Annotated in this window: 23 protein-coding genes and 3 pseudogenes; 15 read left to right on the forward strand and 11 right to left on the reverse strand. The window is 57.3% G+C overall.

From position 1 onward, the window contains the following. The first annotated feature begins 52 nt into the window (after positions 1-52). The 4 genes from N4R57_11670 to N4R57_11685 all read left to right on the forward strand — a co-directional run bounded on the left by N4R57_11670 (position 53) and on the right by N4R57_11685 (position 4,642). Positions 53-958, forward strand: a complete 906-nt coding sequence (locus N4R57_11670; protein UYV35728.1) for an SDR family oxidoreductase — start codon at positions 53-55, stop codon at positions 956-958. 62 nt (positions 959-1,020) lie between these two features. Continuing rightward, complete coding sequence (locus tag N4R57_11675; GenBank protein ID UYV35729.1) at positions 1,021-2,178, forward strand: acyl-CoA/acyl-ACP dehydrogenase; 1,158 nt, start codon at positions 1,021-1,023, stop codon at positions 2,176-2,178. Between the two features lie 80 nt (positions 2,179-2,258). Continuing rightward, positions 2,259-3,392 carry an acetyl-CoA C-acetyltransferase gene (locus N4R57_11680; protein UYV39562.1) on the forward strand — a complete coding sequence of 378 codons (1,134 nt, stop codon included), beginning with the start codon at positions 2,259-2,261 and terminating at the stop codon, positions 3,390-3,392. Next, positions 3,392-4,642 carry a hypothetical protein gene (locus N4R57_11685; protein ID UYV35730.1) on the forward strand — a complete coding sequence of 417 codons (1,251 nt, stop codon included), beginning with the start codon at positions 3,392-3,394 and terminating at the stop codon, positions 4,640-4,642. Before N4R57_11680 ends, N4R57_11685 begins: the two co-directional genes overlap by 1 nt. Before the next feature lie 53 nt (positions 4,643-4,695). Here N4R57_11685 and N4R57_11690 read toward each other — a convergent pair whose 3' ends face one another. Next, entirely contained in the window at positions 4,696-5,535 is an 840-nt protein-coding gene (locus N4R57_11690; GenBank protein ID UYV35731.1) for a MaoC family dehydratase N-terminal domain-containing protein, read from the reverse strand. 285 nt (positions 5,536-5,820) lie between these two features. Here N4R57_11690 and N4R57_11695 point away from each other — a divergent pair, with 285 nt between their 5' ends. Continuing rightward, positions 5,821-6,420, forward strand: a complete 600-nt coding sequence (locus N4R57_11695; protein UYV35732.1) for a TetR/AcrR family transcriptional regulator — start codon at positions 5,821-5,823, stop codon at positions 6,418-6,420. 13 nt (positions 6,421-6,433) lie between these two features. Further along, complete coding sequence (locus N4R57_11700; GenBank protein ID UYV35733.1) at positions 6,434-7,309, forward strand: alpha/beta hydrolase; 876 nt, start codon at positions 6,434-6,436, stop codon at positions 7,307-7,309. 19 nt (positions 7,310-7,328) lie between these two features. On the opposite strand, the gene N4R57_11705 is transcribed toward N4R57_11700, so the two are convergent. The 6 genes and pseudogenes from N4R57_11705 to N4R57_11730 all read right to left on the reverse strand — a co-directional run bounded on the left by N4R57_11705 (position 7,329) and on the right by N4R57_11730 (position 11,445). Continuing rightward, complete coding sequence (locus N4R57_11705) at positions 7,329-8,042, reverse strand: SDR family oxidoreductase (protein UYV35734.1); 714 nt, start codon at positions 8,040-8,042, stop codon at positions 7,329-7,331. Between the two features lie 38 nt (positions 8,043-8,080). Then, positions 8,081-8,896, reverse strand: coding sequence for an enoyl-CoA hydratase-related protein (locus N4R57_11710; GenBank protein ID UYV35735.1), 816 nt, complete (start codon positions 8,894-8,896; stop codon positions 8,081-8,083). Positions 8,897-8,916: 20 nt separating this feature from the next. After that, positions 8,917-9,321 (reverse strand): hypothetical protein, encoded by a 405-nt coding sequence (locus N4R57_11715; GenBank protein ID UYV35736.1) that lies wholly within the window; start codon positions 9,319-9,321, stop codon positions 8,917-8,919. Continuing rightward, complete coding sequence (locus tag N4R57_11720) at positions 9,290-9,475, reverse strand: hypothetical protein (protein UYV35737.1); 186 nt, start codon at positions 9,473-9,475, stop codon at positions 9,290-9,292. Before N4R57_11720 ends, N4R57_11715 begins: the two co-directional genes overlap by 32 nt. Continuing rightward, positions 9,472-10,770 carry an aromatic ring-hydroxylating dioxygenase subunit alpha gene (locus tag N4R57_11725; GenBank protein ID UYV35738.1) on the reverse strand — a complete coding sequence of 433 codons (1,299 nt, stop codon included), beginning with the start codon at positions 10,768-10,770 and terminating at the stop codon, positions 9,472-9,474. The genes N4R57_11720 and N4R57_11725 overlap by 4 nt, the downstream gene beginning before the upstream one ends. Before the next feature lie 90 nt (positions 10,771-10,860). Next, positions 10,861-11,445 (reverse strand): annotated as a pseudogene (locus N4R57_11730) (enoyl-CoA hydratase-related protein). A 285-nt stretch (positions 11,446-11,730) separates the two neighbouring features. On the opposite strand from N4R57_11730, the gene N4R57_11735 reads away from it, so the two are divergent. Further along, positions 11,731-12,927: an acyl-CoA dehydrogenase family protein gene (locus N4R57_11735; protein UYV35739.1), complete on the forward strand. Its 1,197-nt coding sequence runs from the start codon at positions 11,731-11,733 to the stop codon at positions 12,925-12,927. A 10-nt stretch (positions 12,928-12,937) separates the two neighbouring features. Here the strand turns inward: N4R57_11735 and N4R57_11740 are convergent, their stop codons facing one another. The 4 genes and pseudogenes from N4R57_11740 to N4R57_11755 all read right to left on the reverse strand — a co-directional run bounded on the left by N4R57_11740 (position 12,938) and on the right by N4R57_11755 (position 15,395). After that, a complete protein-coding gene (locus N4R57_11740; protein ID UYV35740.1) occupies positions 12,938-14,266 on the reverse strand; it encodes an FAD-dependent oxidoreductase in 1,329 nt (442 codons plus the stop codon). A gap of 38 nt (positions 14,267-14,304) precedes the next feature. Continuing rightward, positions 14,305-14,883, reverse strand: a complete 579-nt coding sequence (locus N4R57_11745; GenBank protein ID UYV35741.1) for a CoA transferase — start codon at positions 14,881-14,883, stop codon at positions 14,305-14,307. A gap of 37 nt (positions 14,884-14,920) precedes the next feature. Next, a pseudogene (locus N4R57_11750) lies at positions 14,921-15,106 on the reverse strand (CoA transferase). Next, a pseudogene (locus N4R57_11755) lies at positions 15,103-15,395 on the reverse strand (CoA transferase). Before N4R57_11755 ends, N4R57_11750 begins: the two co-directional pseudogenes overlap by 4 nt. Before the next feature lie 519 nt (positions 15,396-15,914). On the opposite strand from N4R57_11755, the gene N4R57_11760 reads away from it, so the two are divergent. From N4R57_11760 to N4R57_11795, 8 genes are all read left to right on the forward strand, one after another. Then, positions 15,915-16,754, forward strand: a complete 840-nt coding sequence (locus N4R57_11760) for an ABC transporter ATP-binding protein (protein UYV35742.1) — start codon at positions 15,915-15,917, stop codon at positions 16,752-16,754. After that, positions 16,751-17,560 carry an ABC transporter ATP-binding protein gene (locus N4R57_11765; GenBank protein ID UYV35743.1) on the forward strand — a complete coding sequence of 270 codons (810 nt, stop codon included), beginning with the start codon at positions 16,751-16,753 and terminating at the stop codon, positions 17,558-17,560. The genes N4R57_11760 and N4R57_11765 overlap by 4 nt, the downstream gene beginning before the upstream one ends. Beyond that, on the forward strand, positions 17,557-18,936 hold the full coding sequence (locus N4R57_11770; protein UYV35744.1) for an AMP-binding protein: 1,380 nt from the start codon (positions 17,557-17,559) through the stop codon (positions 18,934-18,936). The genes N4R57_11765 and N4R57_11770 overlap by 4 nt, the downstream gene beginning before the upstream one ends. A 2-nt stretch (positions 18,937-18,938) precedes the next feature. Then, positions 18,939-19,499: an AMP-binding protein gene (locus N4R57_11775; GenBank protein ID UYV39563.1), complete on the forward strand. Its 561-nt coding sequence runs from the start codon at positions 18,939-18,941 to the stop codon at positions 19,497-19,499. Beyond that, the gene (locus N4R57_11780) at positions 19,496-20,368 is read left to right on the forward strand and encodes a branched-chain amino acid ABC transporter permease (GenBank protein ID UYV35745.1); all 873 of its coding nucleotides are present in this window, start codon (positions 19,496-19,498) and stop codon (positions 20,366-20,368) included. Before N4R57_11775 ends, N4R57_11780 begins: the two co-directional genes overlap by 4 nt. A gap of 1 nt (position 20,369) precedes the next feature. Next, the gene (locus N4R57_11785) at positions 20,370-21,416 is read left to right on the forward strand and encodes a branched-chain amino acid ABC transporter permease (GenBank protein ID UYV35746.1); all 1,047 of its coding nucleotides are present in this window, start codon (positions 20,370-20,372) and stop codon (positions 21,414-21,416) included. 29 nt (positions 21,417-21,445) lie between these two features. Continuing rightward, complete coding sequence (locus tag N4R57_11790) at positions 21,446-22,597, forward strand: ABC transporter substrate-binding protein (protein ID UYV35747.1); 1,152 nt, start codon at positions 21,446-21,448, stop codon at positions 22,595-22,597. Between the two features lie 103 nt (positions 22,598-22,700). Then, positions 22,701-23,939, forward strand: coding sequence for an acetyl-CoA C-acetyltransferase (locus N4R57_11795; GenBank protein ID UYV35748.1), 1,239 nt, complete (start codon positions 22,701-22,703; stop codon positions 23,937-23,939). Positions 23,940-23,958 lie beyond the last annotated feature (19 nt).

A 23,958-nucleotide genomic window follows, 5' to 3' on the forward strand; every position in this document is an offset into this window, starting at 1 on the left:
TTGAATATTCCGACTGTCCGTCTTAAGAATTGAAAAATCAGAGGAGAATCTCATGCTCAATAACAAGGTTGTTATCGTAACAGGTGCTGGTGGCGGTATCGGTCGTGCGCTCGCCGTTGAATGCGCCAAAGCTGGTGCGTCAGTCGTGGTAAACGATATTGGCGTCTCCTTGGCTGGCGACGCTGACGATCTTGGCGCAGCTGACAAAGTGGTCTCCGAGATCACTGCCGCCGGAGGCAGAGCGGTTGCCTCAACGCACAGCGTGTCCGAACCCGGGGACGCCCAAGGCATCGTTCAGGCAGCAATCGATGCCTTCGGTCGGCTTGATGGCGTCATCAACAACGCCGGCATTTTACGCGACGGCTTCTTTCACAAGATGAGCTACGAGAACTTCGACTCCGTCCTGAAAGTACACCTCTACGGCACCTACAATGTAAGCCGTGCAGCCGCCGCCCGTTTCAAGGAGCAAGGCTCCGGTGCTTTTGTCCACATGACTTCGACCTCTGCATTGATCGGGAACTACGGTCAGGCGAACTACATGGCCGCCAAAATGGGCATTGCCGCGCTCTCTAAATCCATCGCCCTCGACATGGAACGGGTCGGCGTCAAATCCAACTGTATCGCCCCTTTTGCGTGGAGCCGTATGACAAGCTCCTTGCCGACCGATACACCGGAACAGATCGCGCGAGTAGAGAAATTCAAACAGATGGTGCCCGAGAAAATTGCACCATTGGCGATTTCTCTGCTCTCGGATGACGCCCGCGCGCCATCGGGGCAGGTATTCACCGTGCGCAACAACGAAATCATGTTGATGAGCCAACCCCGCCCGCTACGGTCCGTGCATCGCTCGGAAGGATGGACCCCACAATCCGTGCTCGACCATGCACTGCCTTCCATGGCCTCGCAATTCTACCCGCTTGATAGGTCGGAACACGTTTTCACGTGGGATCCCATCTAAGCCCCAGAACGAAGCCGCCACATTGGCCACCCCTTTCCCGAAAGCGATAGAAAGACGAAAGCATGAGCGCCCCTGATGACTACGACATGATCCGCGACGAAGTACGCAAACTCTGTGCCAACTACCCGGATGAATACTGGCGCAAGCTGGACAGCGAACGCGCCTACCCTTCGGCCTTTGTCGATGCGTTGACCAAAGCAGGCTACCTTTCGGTTTTGATCCCGGAAGAATTCGGCGGCACCGGCTTGGGCCTCAGCGCCGCAGCTGCAATCCTGCAAACGGTTCAGGAAATGGGCTGCAACGGCGCCGCCTGTCATGCCCAGCTCTACGTTATGGGCACGATCCTGCGCCACGGGTCCGAAGAGCAAAAGCAAAAGTATCTGCCGGGCATCGCCGCTGGTGACCTGCGGCTTCAGGCTTTTGGTGTTACCGAACCAACCAGCGGCACCGACACTACCTCGATCCGGACCTTTGCGGCCTTGGATGGTGATGAATACGTCGTCAACGGTCAGAAAGTCTGGACCAGCCGCGCAGAGCATTCCGACCTGATGATCCTGCTTGCCCGGACAACCAAGAAAGACGACGCCGCGAAAAAAACCGACGGCATTTCCACTTTCATCGTCGACATGCGCGAAATTCCCAAGGATCAGCTGGAAATACGGCCGATCCGCACGATGATGAACCACAACTCCACCGAGATTTTCTTCAAAGACATGCGTATCCCGGCCAGCGCTCTGATCGGCGAGGAAGGGAAAGGCTTCAAATACATCCTAACCGGTATGAATGCAGAACGGCTCCTGATCGCCTCCGAATGCGTCGGTGACGCAAAATGGTTTATCCGACGCGGCGTCGACTACGCAAAGGATCGTCATGTTTTCGGCCGAGCAATCGGGCAAAATCAGGGCATTCAGTTCCCAATTGCCAAATCCTATGCCGCCATGCGCGCAGCGGACTTAATGGTTCAGGAAGGGGTGCGTAAATACGAAGCCGGTGAAAATTGCGGCGCCGAGGCGAACATGGCCAAGATGCTGGCGGCCGACGCGTCTTGGGAAGCGGCCAACGCCTGCATCCAGACACACGGCGGCTTTGGCTTTGCAGAAGAATACGACATCGAACGTAAATTCCGCGAGACACGACTCTATCAGGTAGCACCGATTTCGACAAATCTGATCCTGTCGTTTCTTGCGGAACACGTGCTCGGCCTGCCGCGCAGCTATTGAGGAGAAAACCATGACCCGTCGCGCAGCTATCGTTGCCCCTCTAAGAACGCCCATCGGGAAATTCGGCGGAGCTTTCCGCGATCTCCCGGTCGAGGCACCTCGGCGCTACGGTTGTAAAGGCCGTTGTGGAACGCACCGGCATCGACCCGATGCTGATCGAGGATCTCGTCTTCGCGCAATCTTATGCCAACGGAGAGACCCCCTGCATCGGCCGCTGGTTGGCGCTGTCTGCAGGTCTGCCGCTTGAGGTTCCGGGCATGCAACTGGACAGGCGCTGTGGCGGCGGCCTGCAATCCATCGCCACGGCGGCCATGATGGTCGAAACCGGAGTTTGCGATGTCGTGCTGGCCGGCGGCGTCGAAAGCATGAGCCGCGTAGAATTCTATACCAACGATATGCGCTGGGGCAAACGGGCCGGGTCGACCAAATTCCACGACCGTCTCGAACGCGGGCGCGAACGCTCTCAACCGGTCGAGCGGTTTGGCAAGATTTCCGGCATGGTCGAAACCGCCGAAAATCTGGCGCGTGACTACGGCATCAGCCGCGAAGAGGCGGACAGTTTTTCTGTGTCAAGCCACCACAAAGCCGCCACCGCCTGGGCCGACGGGCGCTTCGCCGAAGAGGTCGTTCCCGTGTCGGTTCCCCAACGCAAGGGCGAAGCCCGTCGAGTGAGCGAGGATGAGGGAATCCGCCCCGAAACCTCCGTCGAAAGCCTGGGGAAACTGCGCCCGATTATGCAGGACGGCATTGTGACTGCGGGCAATTCCAGTCAGCAAAACGACGCCGCTGCCGCCTGTCTCGTAGTGGCCGAAGACAAGCTCCACGAACTCTCCCTCACGCCATCTGCGTTTCTGGCGGGCTGGGCCGCAGCCGGATGCGAGCCGTCGCACATGGGGATCGGTCCTGTTCCCGCGACCACCCGCGTGATGGCCAAATCCGGAATGACACTCGACCAAATGGACCTGATTGAAGTTAACGAAGCCTTCGCCTGTCAGGTGCTGTCCGTCTTGCGGGAATGGGGCGTTGATGCCGACGACACACGTTTGAACGTCAACGGCTCGGGCATTTCACTCGGCCATCCGATCGGCGCCACCGGTAGCCGGATCATGACATCAATGCTCCATGAAATGCCGCGCCGCAAAGCGCGGTTTGCCCTTGAAACCATGTGCATTGGCGGCGGTCAGGGGATGGCCGCAATCTTTGAAAACGCCTGATGCCACAAACCATCGCACCGGAAAAACTTGACCTTGCCGCGCTCATCCGGCCTGGCGAAACCATTGCCTGGGGTCAAGCGGCGAGCGAACCGTTGACCCTGACCGAAACCCTGATGGCACAGCGTCACGCTCTTGGCGGGGTCAAGGCTTTTATCGGCGTAAGCTGGCACGACACAGTTGATCCCGCGCATACCGATCGCATCGACTTTACCTCCTATTGCGGCACCGGTCGCAACCGATTGCTGCATAAGGCTGGCAAGCTCGATATTATGCCGGTGCATTACTCAAGGTTCGAAGCCACCCTTCCTCCCATGGTCGACATCCTGTTTCTGCAACTAGCACCGGGGCGCAAAGCAGGGCATTACAGCTTCGGACTATCTTGCGAATATCTCTGGCCGTTGATCCGAAACGCGCGGTTGGTGGTGGCGGAGGTGAACGACCGCGTTCCGGCAACATCCGCTCTGGCTGAAATCGGCGAATCCGACATCGACATCATCGTGCCCACCTCACGCGAGCTACCGACCCCGCCGCTGGTAACGGTCACGGATGTGCACCGTGATATTGCCGCGGCGATCGCCGGGCTTGTTCCGGACGGCGCAACCTTGCAAGTCGGCCTAGGCGCGATACCCGCCGCCATTCTCGACGCCCTTGATGGCCATCGTAACCTTGGCGTCCACACCGGCTTGTTCGTCGACGGGTTCACCCCCCTGATCGAAAGCGGTGTGATTGACAACAGCCGCAAGGGCATCGACCAAGGCTACAGCGTCGCCGGTCTTATCTCTGGCGGTGACGAAACCTTGCGGCTGTGCCAAATGACCAATCTTATCCGGCTTGCCCCTGCCGGCTATACCCACAATTTGAACCGGCTTGCCGCGCTGAACACCTTTACCTCGGTAAACTCCGCAATCGAAGTCGATTTGACCGGGCAAATCAACGCCGAAAAAGCAGGCCCGGCGTATGTCGGAGCAATCGGCGGCGGCCCCGATTTCGCCCGAGGTGCAGCCCTGTCAAAAGGCGGCCTGCCGATCTGCGCTTTGCCCGCCGCGCGCAAGCTGCGCGACGGCTCCCTACACTCCAGCATTGTCACAACTCTCTCCGGCCCGACGAGCATTTCGCGAGCGGACGCCGGGATCATCGTTACCGAGTATGGCGTCGCAGATCTCCGCCACAAATCGCTAGAGCAACGTCGGCAAGCGATGCTGAACATCACCCACCCTGACCTTCGAGAAGAGCTAGAGCGCGCGTCCTGACTTTTTCGCAAACACGGAGACGCCTCTAAGGTCCGCGTCTCGGGACCACAGCCTTAGAACGCTGCTTCAGCCGTCATTGCCATGCCGCCTTTCTGCTGCGCCACCCAAAGCTTGTCAGCCACGGGGCCTGATCTGGAATGCAATGTGAATGGCTCACTATCAAAAAGCGGACTCGTTCCGCGAAAGGAAAAAGCCCTCATCGGCGCATCACTGCGGGTCGATCGCGAAAACTGGGCGAGCAATGACGCCGTCAGCGGCCCATGGACAACCAGCGCCCTATACCCTTCTTCACCGGTCGCATATTCACGGTCATAATGGATACGGTGGGCGTTATACGTCAGTGCCGAATACCGGAAGAGTGTCACCGGATCGGCGGTAAAACTCGTCGAATACTCCGCCCCTTCAGGACATTCGAGGGCCGTCACAGGCCCCTTCGTCCCGCGCGCGCTCTCACGATAAATAATGTCCTGCTCTTCCCTACGGCACAGCGTGTCACCCTGTTGAATCAAGTGCTCCACCGTCACAAGCCCTAGCATCCCGCTCTTGCCTGTCTTTAACTTCACGGACATCACCCGCGAAGTTTTGACCGCCGCCTCACCTGCTTTCAGTGGAGCATGAAAGCTTAATCGGCTACCTCCCCACATCCGCCGAGGAAGGTCAAACGGCGGCAGAAAACCCCCGGTCCGCGTATGACCATCGGTGCTAAGCTCTGCGGCAGAAACAGAAGGGTGAAAGAAGCACCAGTGCCACGTCTCATCAATCGGCGCACCCCTGGTGGCATCATTGGATTTACCAAAGAACGATCCGATCTTTGCAAGCACGGACAGATCCAGATGGTCCTTGATCGTCTCGGTCCGCCCTTCCCATGTTCTAAGCGTGTCGATGTCCAACATCTTACATGTATTTGCCATGGGTATTGCCGCCTTTCTATTGCTCGCAATTATTAAGACGTCCGTCCGGTAAATGCAATGTTTCAGACGAAACAAAGCCCGCCATCTGCCAACCCACCCGCGCAATCGTGGCGCAACTTCATCTGCGGCCTGGCGCCTTAGCCCAATCGACGCGTCACAATGTTGCTATTGCTGTTCAGAAGCGACAAAATAAGTGTCACTGTGCTTGAGGTCATGCGCGAGCGCTGTTATCTGCTATTACAGTCCGCCCAACCGGTTGGAGAATTCATGGCACGCACCCAATCCAAGCTCTATCCCGAAATCAGACAAGGCATTCTTAAATCGGCTGCCGAACTGTTTGCCAAAAAGGGATTTTCCACGACGACGATCGTCGATCTTGCCAAAGGTTGCAATTCCTCACGCGGAGCGCTCTATCACTACTTTTCCTCCAAGGAAGAAATCCTCACCCAGATACTGGAAGAGCATGTTGCAACCATGCTTAGCGTCCTCGTTCAGGTTGGTGAAGAACGCCTCACGCCAGAGGAGCACCTGAGCTCTATTGCCCGCACGATTATGCGGATAAATTCGGAAAGTCAGGCCGAACAGATCGTTCTGCTAAACGACTGGAACCAGTTGGACGAAAAGAAACGCCACGAGATCGGGTCCATGCAGCGGCGCATCATCTCGATCATCCGCGACGTTCTTGCTCGGCTCGACAATCAGCACCGCATGACGCCTCGCTTTGCCACCAGCTACGCGATGTCCCTGCTGGGTTCCCTGAACTACACCTATGCCTGGTTCGACCCAAAAGGACCGGTATCCCCTGAAGAATACGCCGACCATGTTGTAGAGGTGTTTCTGCGCGGCTTCCTCTCCGAACCAAGTTGATCGGAATACGTCAATGAACCTTCAGCAGATGGACGCAGTGCGCACCCGGATCGCGACGATCTTTGATGGCTGGAACCAGTCCACCACATTGGACGATATGCGCAATGGCTTTGCGGAACTCGTCTCGGCCGGCCGCACAACCGACTTGACCCCTGCGGATGCCAATGGTGTCCCCGCCGCTTGGTTTGGCCAAGGCGACGGCGTCCTCTTTTACTGTCATGGCGGTGGCTATCAGATGGGGTCAATTGCTTCACATGGCCCCTTGATGGCCGATCTCGCCTCTGCCTCGGGCTGTCGCGTATTGGGCTTTGACTACCGATTGGCCCCGGAACACAGATATCCCGCAGCTCTCGAAGACAGCATACACGCTTATCGCTGGCTGCTCGATCAGGGCGTTACAGCCGATCGTATCGCGATCGCAGGTGACAGCGCCGGTGCCGGCCTTGCGCTCGCGACGATGCTGAAAAGCAAGCAACACGACCTGCCGCTTCCTGCAACGGCTGTGTTTCTGTCCCCATGGGTTGATATGCTGGCCCGCTCCGACACCTACCAAACCCGCGCGGAACGCGATCCGCTCACGCAGCGCGACAAAGTCATGGCGATGGTCAAAACCTACTTAGGCAAAGACGGCGATGCCTCTGACCCCTTCGCATCTCCAATCGAAGGCGACCTGTCGGGGCTGCCCCCAATCCTCGTGCATGTCGGCGGCGACGAAACGGTGCTTGGCGACGCCCGGCTACTGTCCGAACGTGCGCAAGCGGTCGGAACAGAAGTCGAAACTGTCGTCTGGGACAACATGATCCACCACTTCCAAGTGTTTCCGGAACTCGACGAAGCGCGTCAATCGCTGGCAGCAATCGGTGACTATCTAAGAAACAAGATCGGCTGACGCACCAATGCGCCGCCAGTTAACTGGCGGCAACACCCATCCCGCCAGAAACGCCAAGCGTTTCGCCGGTAATGAACCCCGCCTCACGCGACGCCAGAAATGCAACGGCTGCGGCAACCTCTTCCGGCGTCCCGAGCCGGCCAAGCAACGTCGCTTGCTCCATCGCCTGCAACAAGGCCGCGCCCCCCTGATCAACCGCGTCACGCAACAGCGGCGTATCAATAGGCCCCGGCAAAACGCTGTTTGCCGTGATCCCGAACCGCGCATTCTCAATCGCGATGGATTTGGTAAAGGCAACAACGCCCCCCTTAGCCGCCGAGTAAATAGATCCCCCTTTCGAGCCAAGCCGCCCCGCCTCCGATCCGATGTTGATGATTCGGCCGAACCCGGCAGCCTGCATCGACGGCAGCACCGCGTGCGTCACAGCAAACACGGCCTCAAGGTTGATCGCCAAAAGGCGGCTCCAATCCTCCGGGGAGGTTTTGGTGAAATAGGCGTGCTGATCCACACCGGCATTATTGATGGCAATGTCAAACGGGCCATGTGCCGCGATCTCCGCGCTCACACTGTCAAACCGGGTCAAATCGACAATCGCAATCCGCGCCTTTGGAACGCATTCTTTGGCAAGCGCCTCGCTGGCGGCGCGATCAACGTCCAAAATAACGACATGTGCACCTTCGGCTGACAACCGGCGAACGATGCCGGCACCAATCCCCTTGGCGCCTCCTGTCACAAGTGCCGTAAGTCCTTGCAACCGTTTGTGCAAACCACTCATTCGCCCGAAAATACCGGTTTGCGTTTTTCAACAACCGCTGTCATGCCCTCCATGGCGTCCCGCGTCCCGGAAAGAGCCGAGGTTTCGCGCGCTTCATCAGGCAAGGCCGCCTCAAAACCACGGCTAAGCCCGTTCCACATCAACCGTTTTGCAGCTGATTGTGCCTTGGGCGCACCTTGCCCAAGCATGCGCGCATATTCCAGCACCTCTGCATCCAGTGCATCATCCGGCACCGCACGGGTTACAAGCCCAATACGCTCGGCCTCCGGCGCTTCGACAATCCGATTGGTCAGCACCAGATCCATCGCCCGACGAAACCCGATGATCTTTGACAAAGTCGCCGTCGCCCCACCATCAGGGGCCATGCCCACGCGCGTCGCCCCAGCCAGAAAGCGGGTGGAGTCACCGCAGACGACAATATCAGACGCACAGACAAGGCCCATCCCCGCCCCGCCTGCTGCAAAACCGTGAACTCGCGTAACAACCGGAACCTCAAGGTTTACCAAGGCCGAAACACAAGTTTGAAGATAAGCCGTCGCCATCCGCAAATAGTGAGGGAGCGCATCCCCCTTGGACATGAAATCCTTTACGTTTCCCCCACCGGTAAATATCTTCCCATTCCCCGACAAGATCACAACCCGCACGCGGCTGTCGCCGTGTACTTGCATGATGACGTCATGAAGAACCCTCATCAACGGCACATCAAAACCATTGCCCGTAGAAGGGTTGTTCAACTGGATGTTTGCAATGCCCTCGCCAAAAGTAAGCAGCACCGGCCCATCACCTACAATCGTTTCGTCGCCTTGATACATATCGGCCTCTCTTCCCTTCCTCAGACGAGGAACGATAGTGTATAAATCGCCTTGTTGTTGTTGATCAGAACGACCTTCTTATAGGCCATCTTCAATTCGCCATCGACCCTGCGCAACAGGTATTCATTGCGCGACGCCCACATCGTGTCGCCCCGCAAATTGGTCTCGAAAATCTGCGAATTACACATGACCTTCAGGTCATCATTGTCGGACTTCAGGAACTCGAAATTCGAGATCACTCGCGCCAGTTGCGACGGCGGTGTCTGTGAATGCCTACGCCCGGTCTTGAGCTGGCGTATGCGCAACGCGATCCGTGAACGGTTGTCATAGATAAGAGACATCTGCCGCTCGGGATCGGTGTCCGTCCCGTTGGCCGGCACCCAATAAAGAGCATCATCGGTCCAAAGTACCCTCCCATCCGTCATAGTCGTGGATGTCCTGCAAGCGTGCTTCGCGAAACACGAACTGTTGCACCTCCTGCTGGAGTCCGGCGTCAATAGCGCGGTCATAGACTCGGCTCTTGCCGACCCATTCCTTAAGGATGTCTGGTCCTGCGATTTCTTCGGCGTCCATATTCATTTGTCTTCCATAATCTCACGGTAATGCTTCCAGATTTCACGCGACGGAAGATCGTCGGTGGAATGACCAATCAAAAAGCCGTCTTCGTCCCTGCGCTCCCGGTGTTCCCCCCGCTTGAGAAACAGGTATTCCGGCTGGCGGATTTCCAAACCACGCTGGTTGCGCTCATACATTTCCGTATCGTCAGCCAACAGAAAACCCGCTGGCCCGACAGAGCCCATGGTTTGTTGTCTTAAACGTCTGTTGATGTCGGGCGCGCCCTTGAACTGGATCGCCGTCGAGTGCTGGATTGATTCATTAGCGGCAACCGGCTGGATCACAAATATCTGGATTTCAGCGATGAACAGATTCGGAAAGATCATCGTATGGGGCGTCCCATCAATCATGATCTGGCGCGCATGATCCTCGCCATAGGCCTCGTTCATCTGGCCAACGTATTCCGGCAATCGTTCCGGTTTCGTCCCGAACCAGCTCAGCGGTTTGTCGCGGCGGCGAAACTCCGGGCGCGGATCCACTTCGACATGACCATTGCCAAAGCTGCGCGTCACCGCCACGGCATCATTGCCATAAAGATCGCCAATCGCACTGTCAGAGACCGAGAAAATAGACGAATGCACAAAGGCCGGATGATACCCGTCACATTCATTTTCAAGGATAAATTTCCAATTGGCCTTGGTGCGATGCTGAAGAAAACCTGCCGTGATCTCGATTTCTCCAGTCGGAGAATTGTCGCAAAGCTGGTCAATGCAGCGCTTGGCACCGCCAAGGTGCTCTTCAATAGTCAGCCCCTCTGCGGCCATCGAGCCAAAGATAAAGCCACGATAGTTGGCGATCCGTGTCACCTTACCCAACCCCAGCTTCGACTTGTCCGTCCCCTCGTACCCCTCGGGAAAGGCATAGTTGATAAGGTCGCCGCTATTTGAGAACGTCCATGAATGATACGGGCAGGTAAAACGCGCACGGTTGCCCTTCTCCTGCACGCAAACTGCATTTCCACGATGCGGGCAACGGTTCAACAGCAACTGGATTTCGCCCATCCGGTCACGCACCATCAAGACGGGCATCGGGCCGATAGACTTGGATACGAAATCATTGTCTTCGGGAATCTCGCTCTCATGCCCGATATAGACCCAAGTTTTGAACCAGATTTTTTCGACTTCTTCTTTAAAGATCGCCTCATCGTAATAAAGCGATCCATGCACCCGACCCGGCTGGATCAGTTTGTCCCAATTCGATTTGAAATCGCCGTCCATGGCATCCTCTTCCTGTCTGGGTTCCGTGAACCGGTCAGCCATGGTAGCACACCACAATTCTAAAACCGGACAACCATCTTTTTAATTACTCTCAAAACACAAGTCAAACGGAACGACCAAGAAATCCAAAACTCAACGGCCCGAAAACTGCGGTTTTCGCTGTTCAAGAAAGGCAGCAACGCCTTCACGCGCGTCCGATGTACGGAATACCTCCCCCTGAAGCCGCGCCTCCTGATCCAGTGCTGCATCCACAGACATATCCGAGCGCAGCATCTTTTTGGACCGAATCATCGCCTGCGTCGGCCCGGAACCAAGGCTCCCGGCGAGGTTCTCAAGCCTCTCCTCAAACGCCGCTTCGCAGGAGACTTCCGCGCATAGTCCCATCGCCAATGCCTCCTCTGCAGCAATCTGTCTGCCGCAAAAAACAAGGTAAGCCGCGCGCTGATAGCCGACAGTCTCTCGCAGGAAAACATGTAGACCGGCATCGGCCATAATGCCAATTTTTACATAAGGCGCAGAAAAAACTGCGGTTTCACAAGCCAAAATGATGTCACAGGCCGCCGCAATTCCAAGTCCCCCGCCGACACACGCGCCCTCTACGGCGGCGACAACAGGTTGCGGAAGATTCCTTATGGCTCGCAGAGCGAAATTCACGTTCTCGTCAATCAACGCAACGGCATCAATCTGATCTGGCACGATTCCGGCAATATCGAAACCGGACGAGAAACAGCCCCCCTACCGCGCACTACCACAGCCCGGACATCGCCCGCCGCCGCCCTAAGCCCGGCCCGACCAAGCGCCTGCCAATCTTCCGCCCGTAGCGCATTGCGTTTTTCGGGGCGATTTATCGTAATCCACGCAAGCCCCCCATCCTCTTTGTACTCGATGCCTGACATGTTCACTTCCCAAAATTAACCGGTCGTCCGTCTGTTTTTTCTACCACCCCCTGCTCATCCGTGCAATCATTGCGGCGCAAACAGCTACAATCGGGAGGAGACCGATATGAACAAGGCAAAAGACGGATGGACCAACGCAGCGGAAACAGAATTCTGGCTGACCGACCCAGAGTTCGTCACCGAAGATCTCATCATGCTGCGTGAACAGGTGCGCCGCTTTGTCGACAAAGAGATTATTCCAAACGCTGACCGCTGGGAAAACGATGGCAAAATCCCCCGCGAGGTGTTTCGCAAACTTGGATCCATTGGCCTACTCGGCATGCAACACGAAGAAAAATTCGGCGGCACGCAAATGGGCGCCCTCGCATCCGTCGTCTTTGGTGAAGAGCTTTCGCGCTCTTCATACGGCGGCGTCACCGCAGCCGTCACCGTTCACACCGACATGTCAGCCAGCCACATTACCCGCGTCGGCACCGAAGAACAAAAGGCCAAGTGGCTGCCCGATCTTATCGCCGGCAAAGCGGTCTGCGCCATTGGCGTCACCGAAGCGGGCGCCGGATCGGACGTGGCGGGCATCCGGACCAAAGCGGTTAGGGACGGTGATGACTGGATCATCAACGGCACAAAAATGTTCATCACAAACGCCGTTTACGGCGATGTAGTCATCCTCGCTGCGCGCACAGATGCCCCAGACAGCGGCTCGCGCGGGATTTCGCTTTTCATCGTTCCGATCGACACGCCGGGCTTCACAGTGGCATCAAAGCTCGACAAGCACGGCTGGCTTTGTTCCGACACAGCAGAACTCGCATTCCAGGACATGCGCGTGCCGAACGCCAACCTGCTCGGAGCGGAAAACCGTGGTTTTCACGCGATCATGCAGGGTTTCGAGCAAGAGCGTTTGATGATCGGAGCGTTCTGCGCCGGCGAAGGCGCAAAGGCAATCGAATTGACGCTAGACTACGTGCGCACCCGGCGCGCTTTTGGCAAATCGTTGTGGGAACAACAGGCAACCCGCCAACGCTTGGCGGATCTTGCTTCAAAAGTTGCCATGATCCGGGCGCTCACCTATCAGACCGCCGCCTCTAAGGACGCCGGCCGCCCGGTCAGCCGCGAAACCGCGATGATCAAATCGGTCGGCCCCGAAATCCTTCATGACGTGGTTCACGGCTGCCTCCAGCTTCACGGTGGCACCGGCTACATGCGCGGCACTCCGATCGAACGCATGGCCCGCGATGCGCGGATACTGCGCATTGGCGGCGGCGCCACCGAGGTGATGCTGGAAGAAGTCGCAAAACGAATGTGACAACGGCGGGTTAGGCCGTCGGCTCACGATGGTCTAACCGCTCCAACGCCTGCCCAACGGCGACTTTGGCCGAGACAGCACAGGCTTGCGTGCCGCCATTGCCATAATCCTTGACCGCATCGCCGACACACCACAATCCGGCCACTGGTGTCGACACATCCATGTCGTATCCGGCGCCCGTCCTTTGCGCGGGCCAGTCATCACGCATCACGCGTGTTGAAAGCATCTTTACCTTATCGTCGAAACCTGGAAACTGTTCACGCAGGTCGTCAAGGCCAAGCGCAAGCTCGGCCTCGCTATCAAAATCGGCTACGGCAGGCCGGGGGACCGCATAGGCCACATATTGATGCCACCCTTCCGGAGCCAACTCGGGGCAGGTCGCGGTCAGATTGGCGATATTGCACAACCGTCCATTCCTAGTTTTCCCGAATGTCATAATGCCCGGACAGCCCTGCATCAAATCTTCGCGCGCGGCAAAATTATATACTATGTTCGCCGCCGGCTTCAGGACATCCTGCGTCTTGCCAACATACTCCGCGCCAAGCTCGCCCTCGCCAACCAACCCGACAAGAGCCCTCGGACCGCCATTGAAAATGATTGTTTGCGCCTCGACCCGAACCTTCGTTCCGTCCTCGCGCTCGATCAACACGGCACGCACGCGACCGTCCGTCACTTCGATCTTTTCAGCAGGACTGGATAGCCAGACCTCACCGCCCAACCGCTCGACCGCATCGGCCAATGCCTGCCACGCGCCGCCGGTGCCCTCGGGGTGGAACCCGAACTTCTTGAACGCGCCCTTCTGGGTGAAATATGTCAAAAACGCCCGCGCCGGAATTTCATTGGCATTCATCGCAAAAATCGCCGCACAGAGATTGCGAAAAACGGCATGAACCGTTTCGTTCTTGGTGTAACGCCGCAGCCAGTCCTCTGTTGATTCCCGCCCATCAGGAAGGTTCCCACCACGCGCCTTTGCAAATTGGTCCAACACGCGCGATGCCTGTTTGGTCAACCCATTCAACAAAAATCCCAGTCCGCCTCTCCGCACGTCAACGACCTTGCGGTCGATAAAGAACACAGTTGCAGGCTCCGGCTCGCGAATATCCAGCGTTGCACCGCAAAGCTCGTAGGTCTCCTCGAACTCCGCCCCCGGCTCCAGAGCGATCGCACCAATGTTAACCTTGTGACCTTCAATGATTTCGGTGCCGGCCCGACCTCCAAGATAGTCGTGATCATCAATCAACAACGTCCGCTGCCCCGCAGCGGCAAGCCGCGCCGCCGCATGACACCCGCCTGCCCCGGCCCCGATCACCACTGCGTCAAAATTCAAAGTCTCGATCATTGCGTTCTCTCCTATATGTATTTGGCTTTATTATGTATTTAGGTCAGCGTGCCATCTGCCCGCATCTTCGCGATGTCTTCTTCCGAATAACCGGCAGCCATCAAAACCTCGCGGCTGTCCGACCCCGGAGCCGAAGGGCCGCTCACCGGCCCCGCCGGCGTGCGGTCAAACCGGGGCGCGGGTCGCGGCTGCAAAACACCGTCTTGACGGAAGAAGATGCCCCGCGCACGATTGTGCGGGTGCGCTTCGACCTCATCCAGCGTCAAAACCGGCGCAACACATGCGTCGCTGTCGGCAAAAACCTCAACCCATTCGTCGCGCGTTCGACTCTTGAAAACCGTGGCATATCCCGCCGCAAGACTCGGCCACATGGCCTTGTCGTTCTGCTCTTTCGGGCCGACATGCTCCAACCCCGCCCTCTCGCAAAGCTCAGCAAAAAACTGCGGCTCGATCGGCCCCACCGACAGCCACTTGCCGTCCGAAGTTTCATAGCAACGGTAATAGGGCGCGCCACCGTCCAACATGTTGTGTTCGCGCTGCGTATCCCAGATGCCGTGCTCTAAAAGCTGGAAGAACACCCCCATCATAGCGGGGAACCCCGTCAACAATGGCAGCATCCACAACCTGCCCTTTGCCGGAGTGCTGTCGTTCCAATAAAGCAGACAGCACACCAAAAATCAGAAACATCGTCCCGCCGCCATAGTCCGCTACCAGATTGAGCGGAGGCATCGGCACCCCGTCCTTCGGCCCCATCGCGGCAAGGGCACCGGATAGCGACATATAGTTAATGTCATGTCCCGCCCGCATCGCCAACGGCCCGGTTTGCCCCCACCCTGTCATCCGGCCAAAGACAAGTCCGGGATTGCGCGCATGACAGACCTCGGCCCCAACCCCAGCTTCTCCATCACTCCGGGCCGGAACCCTTCTATGACCACGTCCGCACTCTCGATCAAACGAAGCGCCGCTTCACGCCCCGCTTCCGCTTTGAGGTTAAGAGCGACCGAACGCTTGTTGCGTCGGTTTACCGCCGCCTGGTCTTCGGCCCCGATGCACGATCAATCACAACCACCTGCGCCCCAAGGTCGGCCATCAATTGCCCTGCAAGCGGACATGGCCCAAGGCCCGCCATCTCGACGATTCTCAGGTGCGAAAGCGGTCCAGTCGCGGTCATTTGCTTCTCCATGCGGTTTGCCAGCTCATTGACTGGGATTAATTTATTAAGACGGCTGTCCGGTTTTAATACACGTTGCAATTCAATGCAATCCGAATCGCCACTTGCGCCCCTACCCTGCGCCCCACACAGGAAATCCGTCGCTTGGCAGCCTCGCCTCACAACCAACTTCAGGCAGGCACTCATGCACAAATAATTTGCTTCTTTTGCAGTTTTTCTTACGTAAACCCGATGCACGCGGCGTTGCAACGCCACGAAAATCCAACAAAGATTCATTTCACGCAAATCATTGTGCGGCGTCACTTGCCAAGACGGCCTCAGTCGGCTTATAAAAAATAAACCGGTCACACGGACTGCAATTGAACGTGCCTAGATCACGCCATCACATGCAATCCCGCCCGGGAGGGACGAGAGGAGAACACATATGCACCAAGCGACCAAAGCCAGGGCTGATCGAACAATGGGGCGACGCATCTGATGCCCGCCGCCGTTGCCGACAATCCCCCCTTGCCATCCAAACCGCTGCTAGAACTTCGGAACGTGCAGATCGTTTACGACAGCGCAATCGAGGCCGTGCGCGACGTGTCCCTGTCCGTTCCAGAAGGCAGCGTCATTGCCCTGCTCGGCTCAAACGGCGCGGGCAAATCCTCACTTCTCAAGGCCGCGACCGGATCGCTACACCGCGAAGAAGGTGAAATCGAAAAAGGCTCGGTCTACTACGATGGTCGCGATATCGGATCTGCGCGCACAGAAGACATCGTGCGCGGCGGCCTCGTGCTTGTGCCCGAAGGCCGCATGCTGTTCGCCAATCTCACCGTTGACGAAAACCTGACAATGGGCGCGCATCTTCAAAGTACGTCGCGCATGAAAACGCTACGCGAAGCCGTCTTTGACCTTTTCCCCAAACTACGCGACCGACGTTCACAGATCTCGGGCTACCTGTCCGGCGGAGAGCAGCAAATGGTCGCGGTCGGGCGCGCCTTAATGGCCGAACCCCGGCTGCTGGTGCTTGACGAACCTTCGCTCGGGCTCGCGCCACTCATTATCGACGGGATCTACGAAACCATTGCCCGAATGCGGCGGGAACTTAACATGACAATTCTGCTGGTCGAACAAAATGCGACCCAGGCAATGGAAATCGCAGACTACGTTTACATCATGGAAAACGGGCGCATCGTGCTTGACGGTCCATCCGAAAAGATGCGCTCCAACCTTGATGTGCAGGAATACTATCTCGGCTTCTCTGGCACTGACGGAGACCGGAAGAGCTTTCGAGACATAAAGCACTACAAGCGCCGCAAACGGTGGCTGTCATGAGCAAGGGCTTGCTTCAACTGACGAATGTCACCCGGCGGTTCGGCGGAATTACCGCTGTCAACGACGTCACTCTCCACGTCAACGAGAAAGAGATCGTTTCGATCATCGGTCCCAATGGCGCGGGCAAAACGACGCTGTTTAACCTGATCTCGGGCGTACTGCCTGTTTCATCCGGCCGGATCGAGGTCCAGGGGCAAAACCTGGCTCGCGTTCCCGGTCACAAGTATGCTCAGAAGGGGATCGGCCGCACGTTCCAGAACCTTGCGCTGTTCAAACATGGCACCGTTGTCGAAAACCTGCTGGTCGGTTGCCATTGGCAGATGAAAACCTCAGTTCTGGAAGCCACCTTGCACTTCGGTCGCGCACGTCGCGAGGAAATCCGCTTTCGCGAAAAGGTTGAGCAAATTGTTGATTTCCTTGAAATCGAACACATTCGCGACGCCACCGTTGGCACCCTTCCCTATGGCCTTCAGAAACGTGTCGAATTGGGACGCGCTCTGGCGACCTCTCCCAAGGTGTTGCTGCTCGATGAAATCGTCGCAGGCATGAACCAGGAAGAAACCGAAGACATCGCGCGCTTCATTCTGGACACGCGCGACGAACTGGGCATGGCTATCCTGCTGATCGAACACGACATGCATCTGGTCATGGACATATCAGATCGCGTTCACGTGCTGAATTTCGGCAGCACCATCACCGAAGGGTTGCCCGACGAGGTTCGCAACCATCCCGGCGTGATCGAAGCCTACCTCGGTCATCAAGACGCCAACGCCCCGGCCACCCAGCCTCGCGGAGCCCTAGCATGAACGATTTGACTTCTGTCCCCAAGCAAGACCTCGCAGAGCTGTTCAACCCCTCCGCGCAACGGTTGCCCAAAGATCTGGACCCTTTCAAGGTCGAAAACCTCAAGACTGGAACCGGCACACTGCCGCGACTGCTGCGTGAACACGCGAAACGCCACGGCGATCAACTGGCCTTGCGCGAAAAGGATCTCGGTGTCTGGCGGCGCTATGACTGGGCCCACTACTACAGCCAAGCGCGCCGCTTCGCTTTTGCACTGTTGTCGATCGGAGTCAAACGGGGTGATCGCATCATCATCGCTTCGGAAAACACACCCGAGTGGTATTACTCAGACCTTGGCGCCGAATTGATCGGTGCAATTCCGGTCGGCATCTACCCGACGAACCCCTGGCCGGAACTGCAGTACATTGTCCGCCACTCTGCCGCCCGGCTTGCCGTTTGCGGAGATCAGGAACAAACCGACAAGGTGTTCGACGCCCAAGCAAACGAGGGCGGATTGCCAGAGCTCGAGCATGTGCTCTGCGTCGATATGAAAGGAATGCGGGACTACGTAGAGCCCCACCTGTCATCCTTTGAAGACTTCCTCGAAAAGGGCGATTCCTACGCGGCAAGTCTGCCCGACGCCGAAGCCCTGTTAAGCGAAATGATCAACGAAACGTCGCCCGACGATGTCGCGCTGATGGTTTACACCTCCGGCACGACCGGACCGCCCAAAGGGGCGATGCTCACCCACCGCAACATCATCTACGCCACGTATAACTATGCGCGCGCAGTTGGTGCGGACAAGCACCAGATCAACGCCGTTGGTTACCTGCCACTCTGCCATGCCGCCGAGCGATGCTATTCTATGGCGATGCTGCTTTGTGTCGGCGGCACGGTCAGCTTCGCAGAGAGCATCGACACCGTGAACGAAAACGTGCGCGAGATTGCACCGTCTTTTATGGTCGGTGTCCCCCGGATTTGGGAAAAGATGAAGGAAGGGTTTGAATTCCGGCTCAAGGAATCCGGCCCGATCCAAAAGCGTCTGGCGGGCTGGCTGTTCAAGAAAGGGCGCGCCCTTGACGACCGCCGACAAGCCGCAGATGGCAAACTATCGGCAGGCGGACGCCTCCAGGCGTTCCTCCTCCACTGGCTTTTGTTCCGCAACATCCAACGCTTCATGGGGCTGGACCGGACTTACCATCGGCTCTGCGCCGGTGCGGCGGTATCGCCCGAAACGATCCGCTTTTTCTCCGTCATCGGAATGCCACTCAGCCAAGGGTATGGCATGACCGAAGTCGCGGGCTGCGTCTTCATCCAGAGCGACGAATTCTTTCGTTTGGGGGGTGCGGTCTGGCGATTGACGGAACCACTTATGACATTGCCGAAGACGGCGAGATAAGCATCGGTGGTCCCGCAGTCTTCAAAGGTTACTTCCGCGACCGTGACGCAACCGAGAAGACAATGCTTAACGGCATGCTCTTGTCCGGTGATATCGTCGACGTCTTCGACAATGGCGAAATCTCCGTCATTGACCGTAAAAAGGCGATCATCATCACCTCCGGCGGCAAAAACATCGCGCCCTCCGAGATAGAGAACTCGCTCAAGGACAGCCCCTATATCAAGGAAGTCATCGTAACAGGAGACGGGCGCAAATACCTCGGTGCTCTTATTGTGATCGATTTCGACAATGTCGGGCTTTGGGCCTCGGATATGGACCTATCCTATACAACCTACAAATCCCTGTCGGCCCTGCCCCAAGTCCGCGACCTCGTGCAGGGGATCGTCGACGAAACCAACTCACGTTTTGCGCGGGTCGAGAATATTCGCAAATTTGTCATCCTGGACAAGGAACTAGATCACGACGACGGCGAATTGACGGCAACCCAAAAGGTCCGCCGATCGGTTATCGACACTAAATTTGCCCGTGAACTGGAAATCATCTACGGAAAGGCGCCGGAATGAGCTATCTTCTTGACCTGCTAGCATCGGGGCTGGCCGTTGGCGCGGTCTATGGCCTGATCGCAATGAGCTTTGCGATCATATACAAATCCACCGGGCTGTTGAACTTTTCACAGGGTGAAATGGGCATGATCATTGCCTATGTCGCCTGGTCTATTTCGACCTCGGTTGACGGCAATCCCTTCATTGTGGCGATCGGGTCCATCTCATTTGCAATCGTATTCGCCCTCGCGGTGGAACGTATCGCGATCCGGCCAATGATGGATGAACCGATCCTGTCGCAAATCATGGTAACTATCGGACTTTCCGTGATTTTCCGCTCGCTTGTCATCCTGATCTGGGACGGGCTACCGCATGGTATGGACATCCCTTCCGGCGATGCGTTGGTCGACTTTGGCGGCGTTCGCGTCCGGGTTGCACAGATCGCCGTGATCATCGCGCTGTTTGTCGCTATCGCCGCAATGTGGACCTTTTTCCGCTATTCTCGCTTCGGCGTGGCTATGCGCGCGGTGGCTTCCGACGACGCCACAGCACAGCTTATGGGCGTCAACAGCGGCAAGGTCCAAATGGCAGCATGGGCCGCCGCAGCCGTCATGTCCGGGACCGCAGGCGTGCTTTTCGCCATCGGCGCCGAACTGTCTCCCAGCCTCTATGCCCTTGGCCTGAAAGCCTTCCCGGCAACTATCCTCGGCGGGCTGGATTCAATCATTGGCTCCGCCTTTGGCGGGTTGATCATCGGCGTGACCGAAAATCTGGTCGGTGGCTACTTCAGCTCCGGACTGAAAGAAGTCGCAGGCTTCGTCATCATCATCCTGATCCTGATGATCCGCCCTTATGGCCTGTTTGGCGAAAAACGAATTGAGAGGCTCTAAGATGCGTAGCGGTTACTTTAAAGAAACCATCGTCGAACACATTAACCTGACCGATGCTCGGCTGCAACGGATCTGGATCGTCATCGCCCTCGCGATACTGCTTCTGGCGCCGCTCTATTTCGACTTCTACGGCTTGTCTCTGATTACGTTGATGATCATCACAGCCATCGGCGCGATGGGGCTCAATGTTCTCACCGGCTGGACAGGTCTCATTTCCCTCGGACAAACCGCCTTCATGGTTCTCGGGGCCTATGCCTACGCAATCACTACCGAAAGCTGGGGATGGTCGCCACTTGCGGGTTTTGCCTTGGCCGGCATCGTGCCGGCATTCGCCAGTGTTCTGGTGGGGGTGCCGTCGCTGCGCCTGACCGGGCTATACCTTGCCGTTACGACGTTGGCATCGGCCTTCATCGTCAATCATCTGGTGCTGGAATTTGACGGGCTTACGAACGGATCCTCCGGCATCTTTGTGAACCGGCCAACGATCATGGGGTTCTCCTTTGATTCCGATCAGAAGTTCTATTACCTCTGCGCCGCGTTCGGCATCTTTACCATCCTCGCCTGTCTAAATCTGCGCCGCTCGCGCATTGGCCGCGCATGGATCGCCATCCGTGACAATGACAACGCTGCACGGGTCATGGGCATTGACTTACGCACATACAAGCTCTTCGCCTTTATCACGAGCTCCTTCATTGTCGGCATCTCGGGCGCGCTCTACGGCATTTTTCTAAGCTTCGTGACCGTCGACGGCTTCCCGTTCCTTCTGGCGATCGAAGCTTTGGCGATCCTGATCGTCGGCGGCATCGGAAGCATTGCAGGTGCAATTCTAGGAGCGATTTTTCTGGTCGCCCTGCCCGAAGTCTCATCAATGGTCTTTTCGCTGCTGGGCGACAGCACCCAAGGCATGTTCTCGACCAGCGCCCACGAGATCAAAGGGCTGCTCTACGGACTTGTCATCATCTTGTTTCTCAGGCTCCAGCCCCACGGGCTGATGGGTCTGTGGCAGGACGCCAAACGTGTCTGGACACTTTGGCCCCTGCGCTACTGACGAACCACATCAACTAGGGAGAGGAAAAAATGAAACTTATAAAAACTCTTGCAGCGGTCTCGCTGCTAGCCACACCGGCCACGGTTATGGCCCACGATCAGGGCGTAACCGATACGGAAATCCTGCTGGGCGAGGTCGAACCATTGACCGGCCCCCCCGCGCTCCTGGGCGTGGCGCATAATCTTGGTGTCCGCCTTGCCTTGGCCGAAGTTAACGCCAACGGCGGCATTGGTGGCCGTCAGGTCAAACTCGTCGCCGAGGATGACGGCTATGTTACCTCGCGCACGATACAGTCTGTTCGCAAGCTGATCGGCGTGAACAAGGTCTTCGCCCTAACCGCTCTCTCCGGCTCAGGTCAGGCCCTCGCGGCCATGCCTGTGGTCAAACGCTCGGGTATTCCCACCATGGTGCCAATCGGCCCCCTGCCCCCGCTCTACGAGCCGCCCAATGACAATATCTTCGTCGTTGGACAGTCCTACACAGAAGGTATGCGCCAGCTCGCCGAACACCTTGCCAAAGAATACCCCGGCAAAAAATGGGGGATAATTCTTCAAGATGACGACTACGGCAAATCGCTGGGCGAAGGTATCGAACAGGCCAAGAAAGCCGTCGACATCAACGTCGTCTATGAAACAAAATACGCGCGCGGCCAGAAAGACTTTGCTTCCGAAATGCTGCGCGTCAAGGATGCTGGCGTCGAAGTTCTGATCGCCGGCGGTATCATCTCCGAAAACATCGCCATGGTGAAAGAAGCCGAAAAGGTCGGGATTGACCCGGTCATCGCGACCTTCTGGCCGGGGCGCGTCCCCGAGGTGCTCAAGGCAATCGGGCCGGCAAGCGATGGCATTTACGGGGTCGATTACGTTGTCCCCATGCAATCCGAGGCAGGAAAGGCGTTTCTCGAACTGGCCGCGAAGTATCTCAGCGGAGACGACGTGAAGCGGGTCAACCGGTATACCATGACCGGTTATTCCTCTACCGTCACTTTGCTCGCGGCAATGAAAGGTTGCGCCGACGACCTGACCTGGACCTGCACCATTGACAAGCTGCAAACCAATCCGCCTGTCGATACCGGCGTGATGTCTCCGATCGGCTTCGGTGCAGACAACCGGTTCTCGAACTCCAAAGTCACGATCATGCGTGCCAACTACGCAACGCTAAGCTTCGTTCCCGTAGAATGATGAGATACACGGGCGGCCCCGCTTCCGGCCGGGCCGCCCGACCCGCTTTTTCCCAAGCCCGCTTTCTCAAAAGCCCCCCACCCCAATTTAACGGAGCCGTATCATGGCCGAAGCCTTTATTGTCGATCATTGCCGTACCCCGCGCGGCATAGGCCGCATCGGCAAAGGTGCGCTGTCCACAATGCACCCCCAAGAGCTGGGCGCATCGGTTCTTCGTGCGCTCAAGGATCGCAATGACTTGCCGACAGAAAAAGTCGACGACATTATCTGGGGATGCTCGAACCAGCAAAACCTCCAAGGAAACGATCTCGGCCGCATGACTGCACTTGCCGCTGGATATGATGTCCGCGCGTCCGGAGTCACGCTCGACCGCTTTTGCGGCTCGGCGCTGACGGCCGTCAATTTTGGCGCCGCCACCATCATGTCGGGCATGGAAGAAATTGTTGTTTCGGGCGGCGCGGAAATGATGTCGTTCAACTACGGCAATCCAAAGGCCGCGCGAACAAAGCTGTTTGATTCAGAAAACTTGAACCTTCGCCAACTGCACCCGCAAGTTGCTCAGGGTATCTGCGCCGATGCCATCGCAACGCTCGAAGGTATTTCCCGCCGCGCAACTGAAGAACTCGCAGTTGAAAGCCAACGCCGCGCCGCAGCCGCGATCAGAGGCGGGCACTTCGCCGGATCGACGATCACTGTCCGCGATGCCGATGGCACAGTCTTGCTCGAACACGAGGAATACCCTCGCCCCGATACCAGCCTTGAAAAGCTGGCCGGTTTGAAACCGGTTTTCGAAGCAATCGCTCACTCCCCCGTGGATGAAAACGGCACCACACAGCTGGACCTCATCCACAAGGCATACCCCGGTCTGGATATCGACTTCATCCATCACGCCGGAACCTCGTCCGGGGTGGTCGACGGCGCGGCAGCCCTTTTGCTTGCCTCGCAAACCGCCTGTATCGAACACGGGTTGAAACCACGCGCGCGCATCGTTGCCATGGCAAATGTCGGGGACAGCCCGGAATTGATGCTGAACGGTCCTGTGCCTGCCGCACAAAAAGTGCTGGCTAAGGCCAACATGACTCTGGAACAGATCGACTTGATCGAGATTAACGAAGCCTTTGCCGTTGTGGCTGAGAAATTCATCCGCGACCTCCGCCTCGACCGCGACAAGGTCAACGTCAACGGGGGCGCCATCGCGCTTGGCCATCCAATCGGGGCAACAGGCGCCATGTTGATAGGAACTCTTTTGGACGAACTGGAACGTCGCGATCTGAAAACCGGTCTGGTCACCATGTGCGCCGCCGGCGGCATGGCACCTGCGATTATCATAGAACGGGTCTGACGCGCTGGTCCATTCCCCC

The organism is Rhodobacteraceae bacterium D3-12, from assembly GCA_025916135.1.
Lineage (GTDB): Bacteria > Pseudomonadota > Alphaproteobacteria > Rhodobacterales > Rhodobacteraceae > JAKGBX01.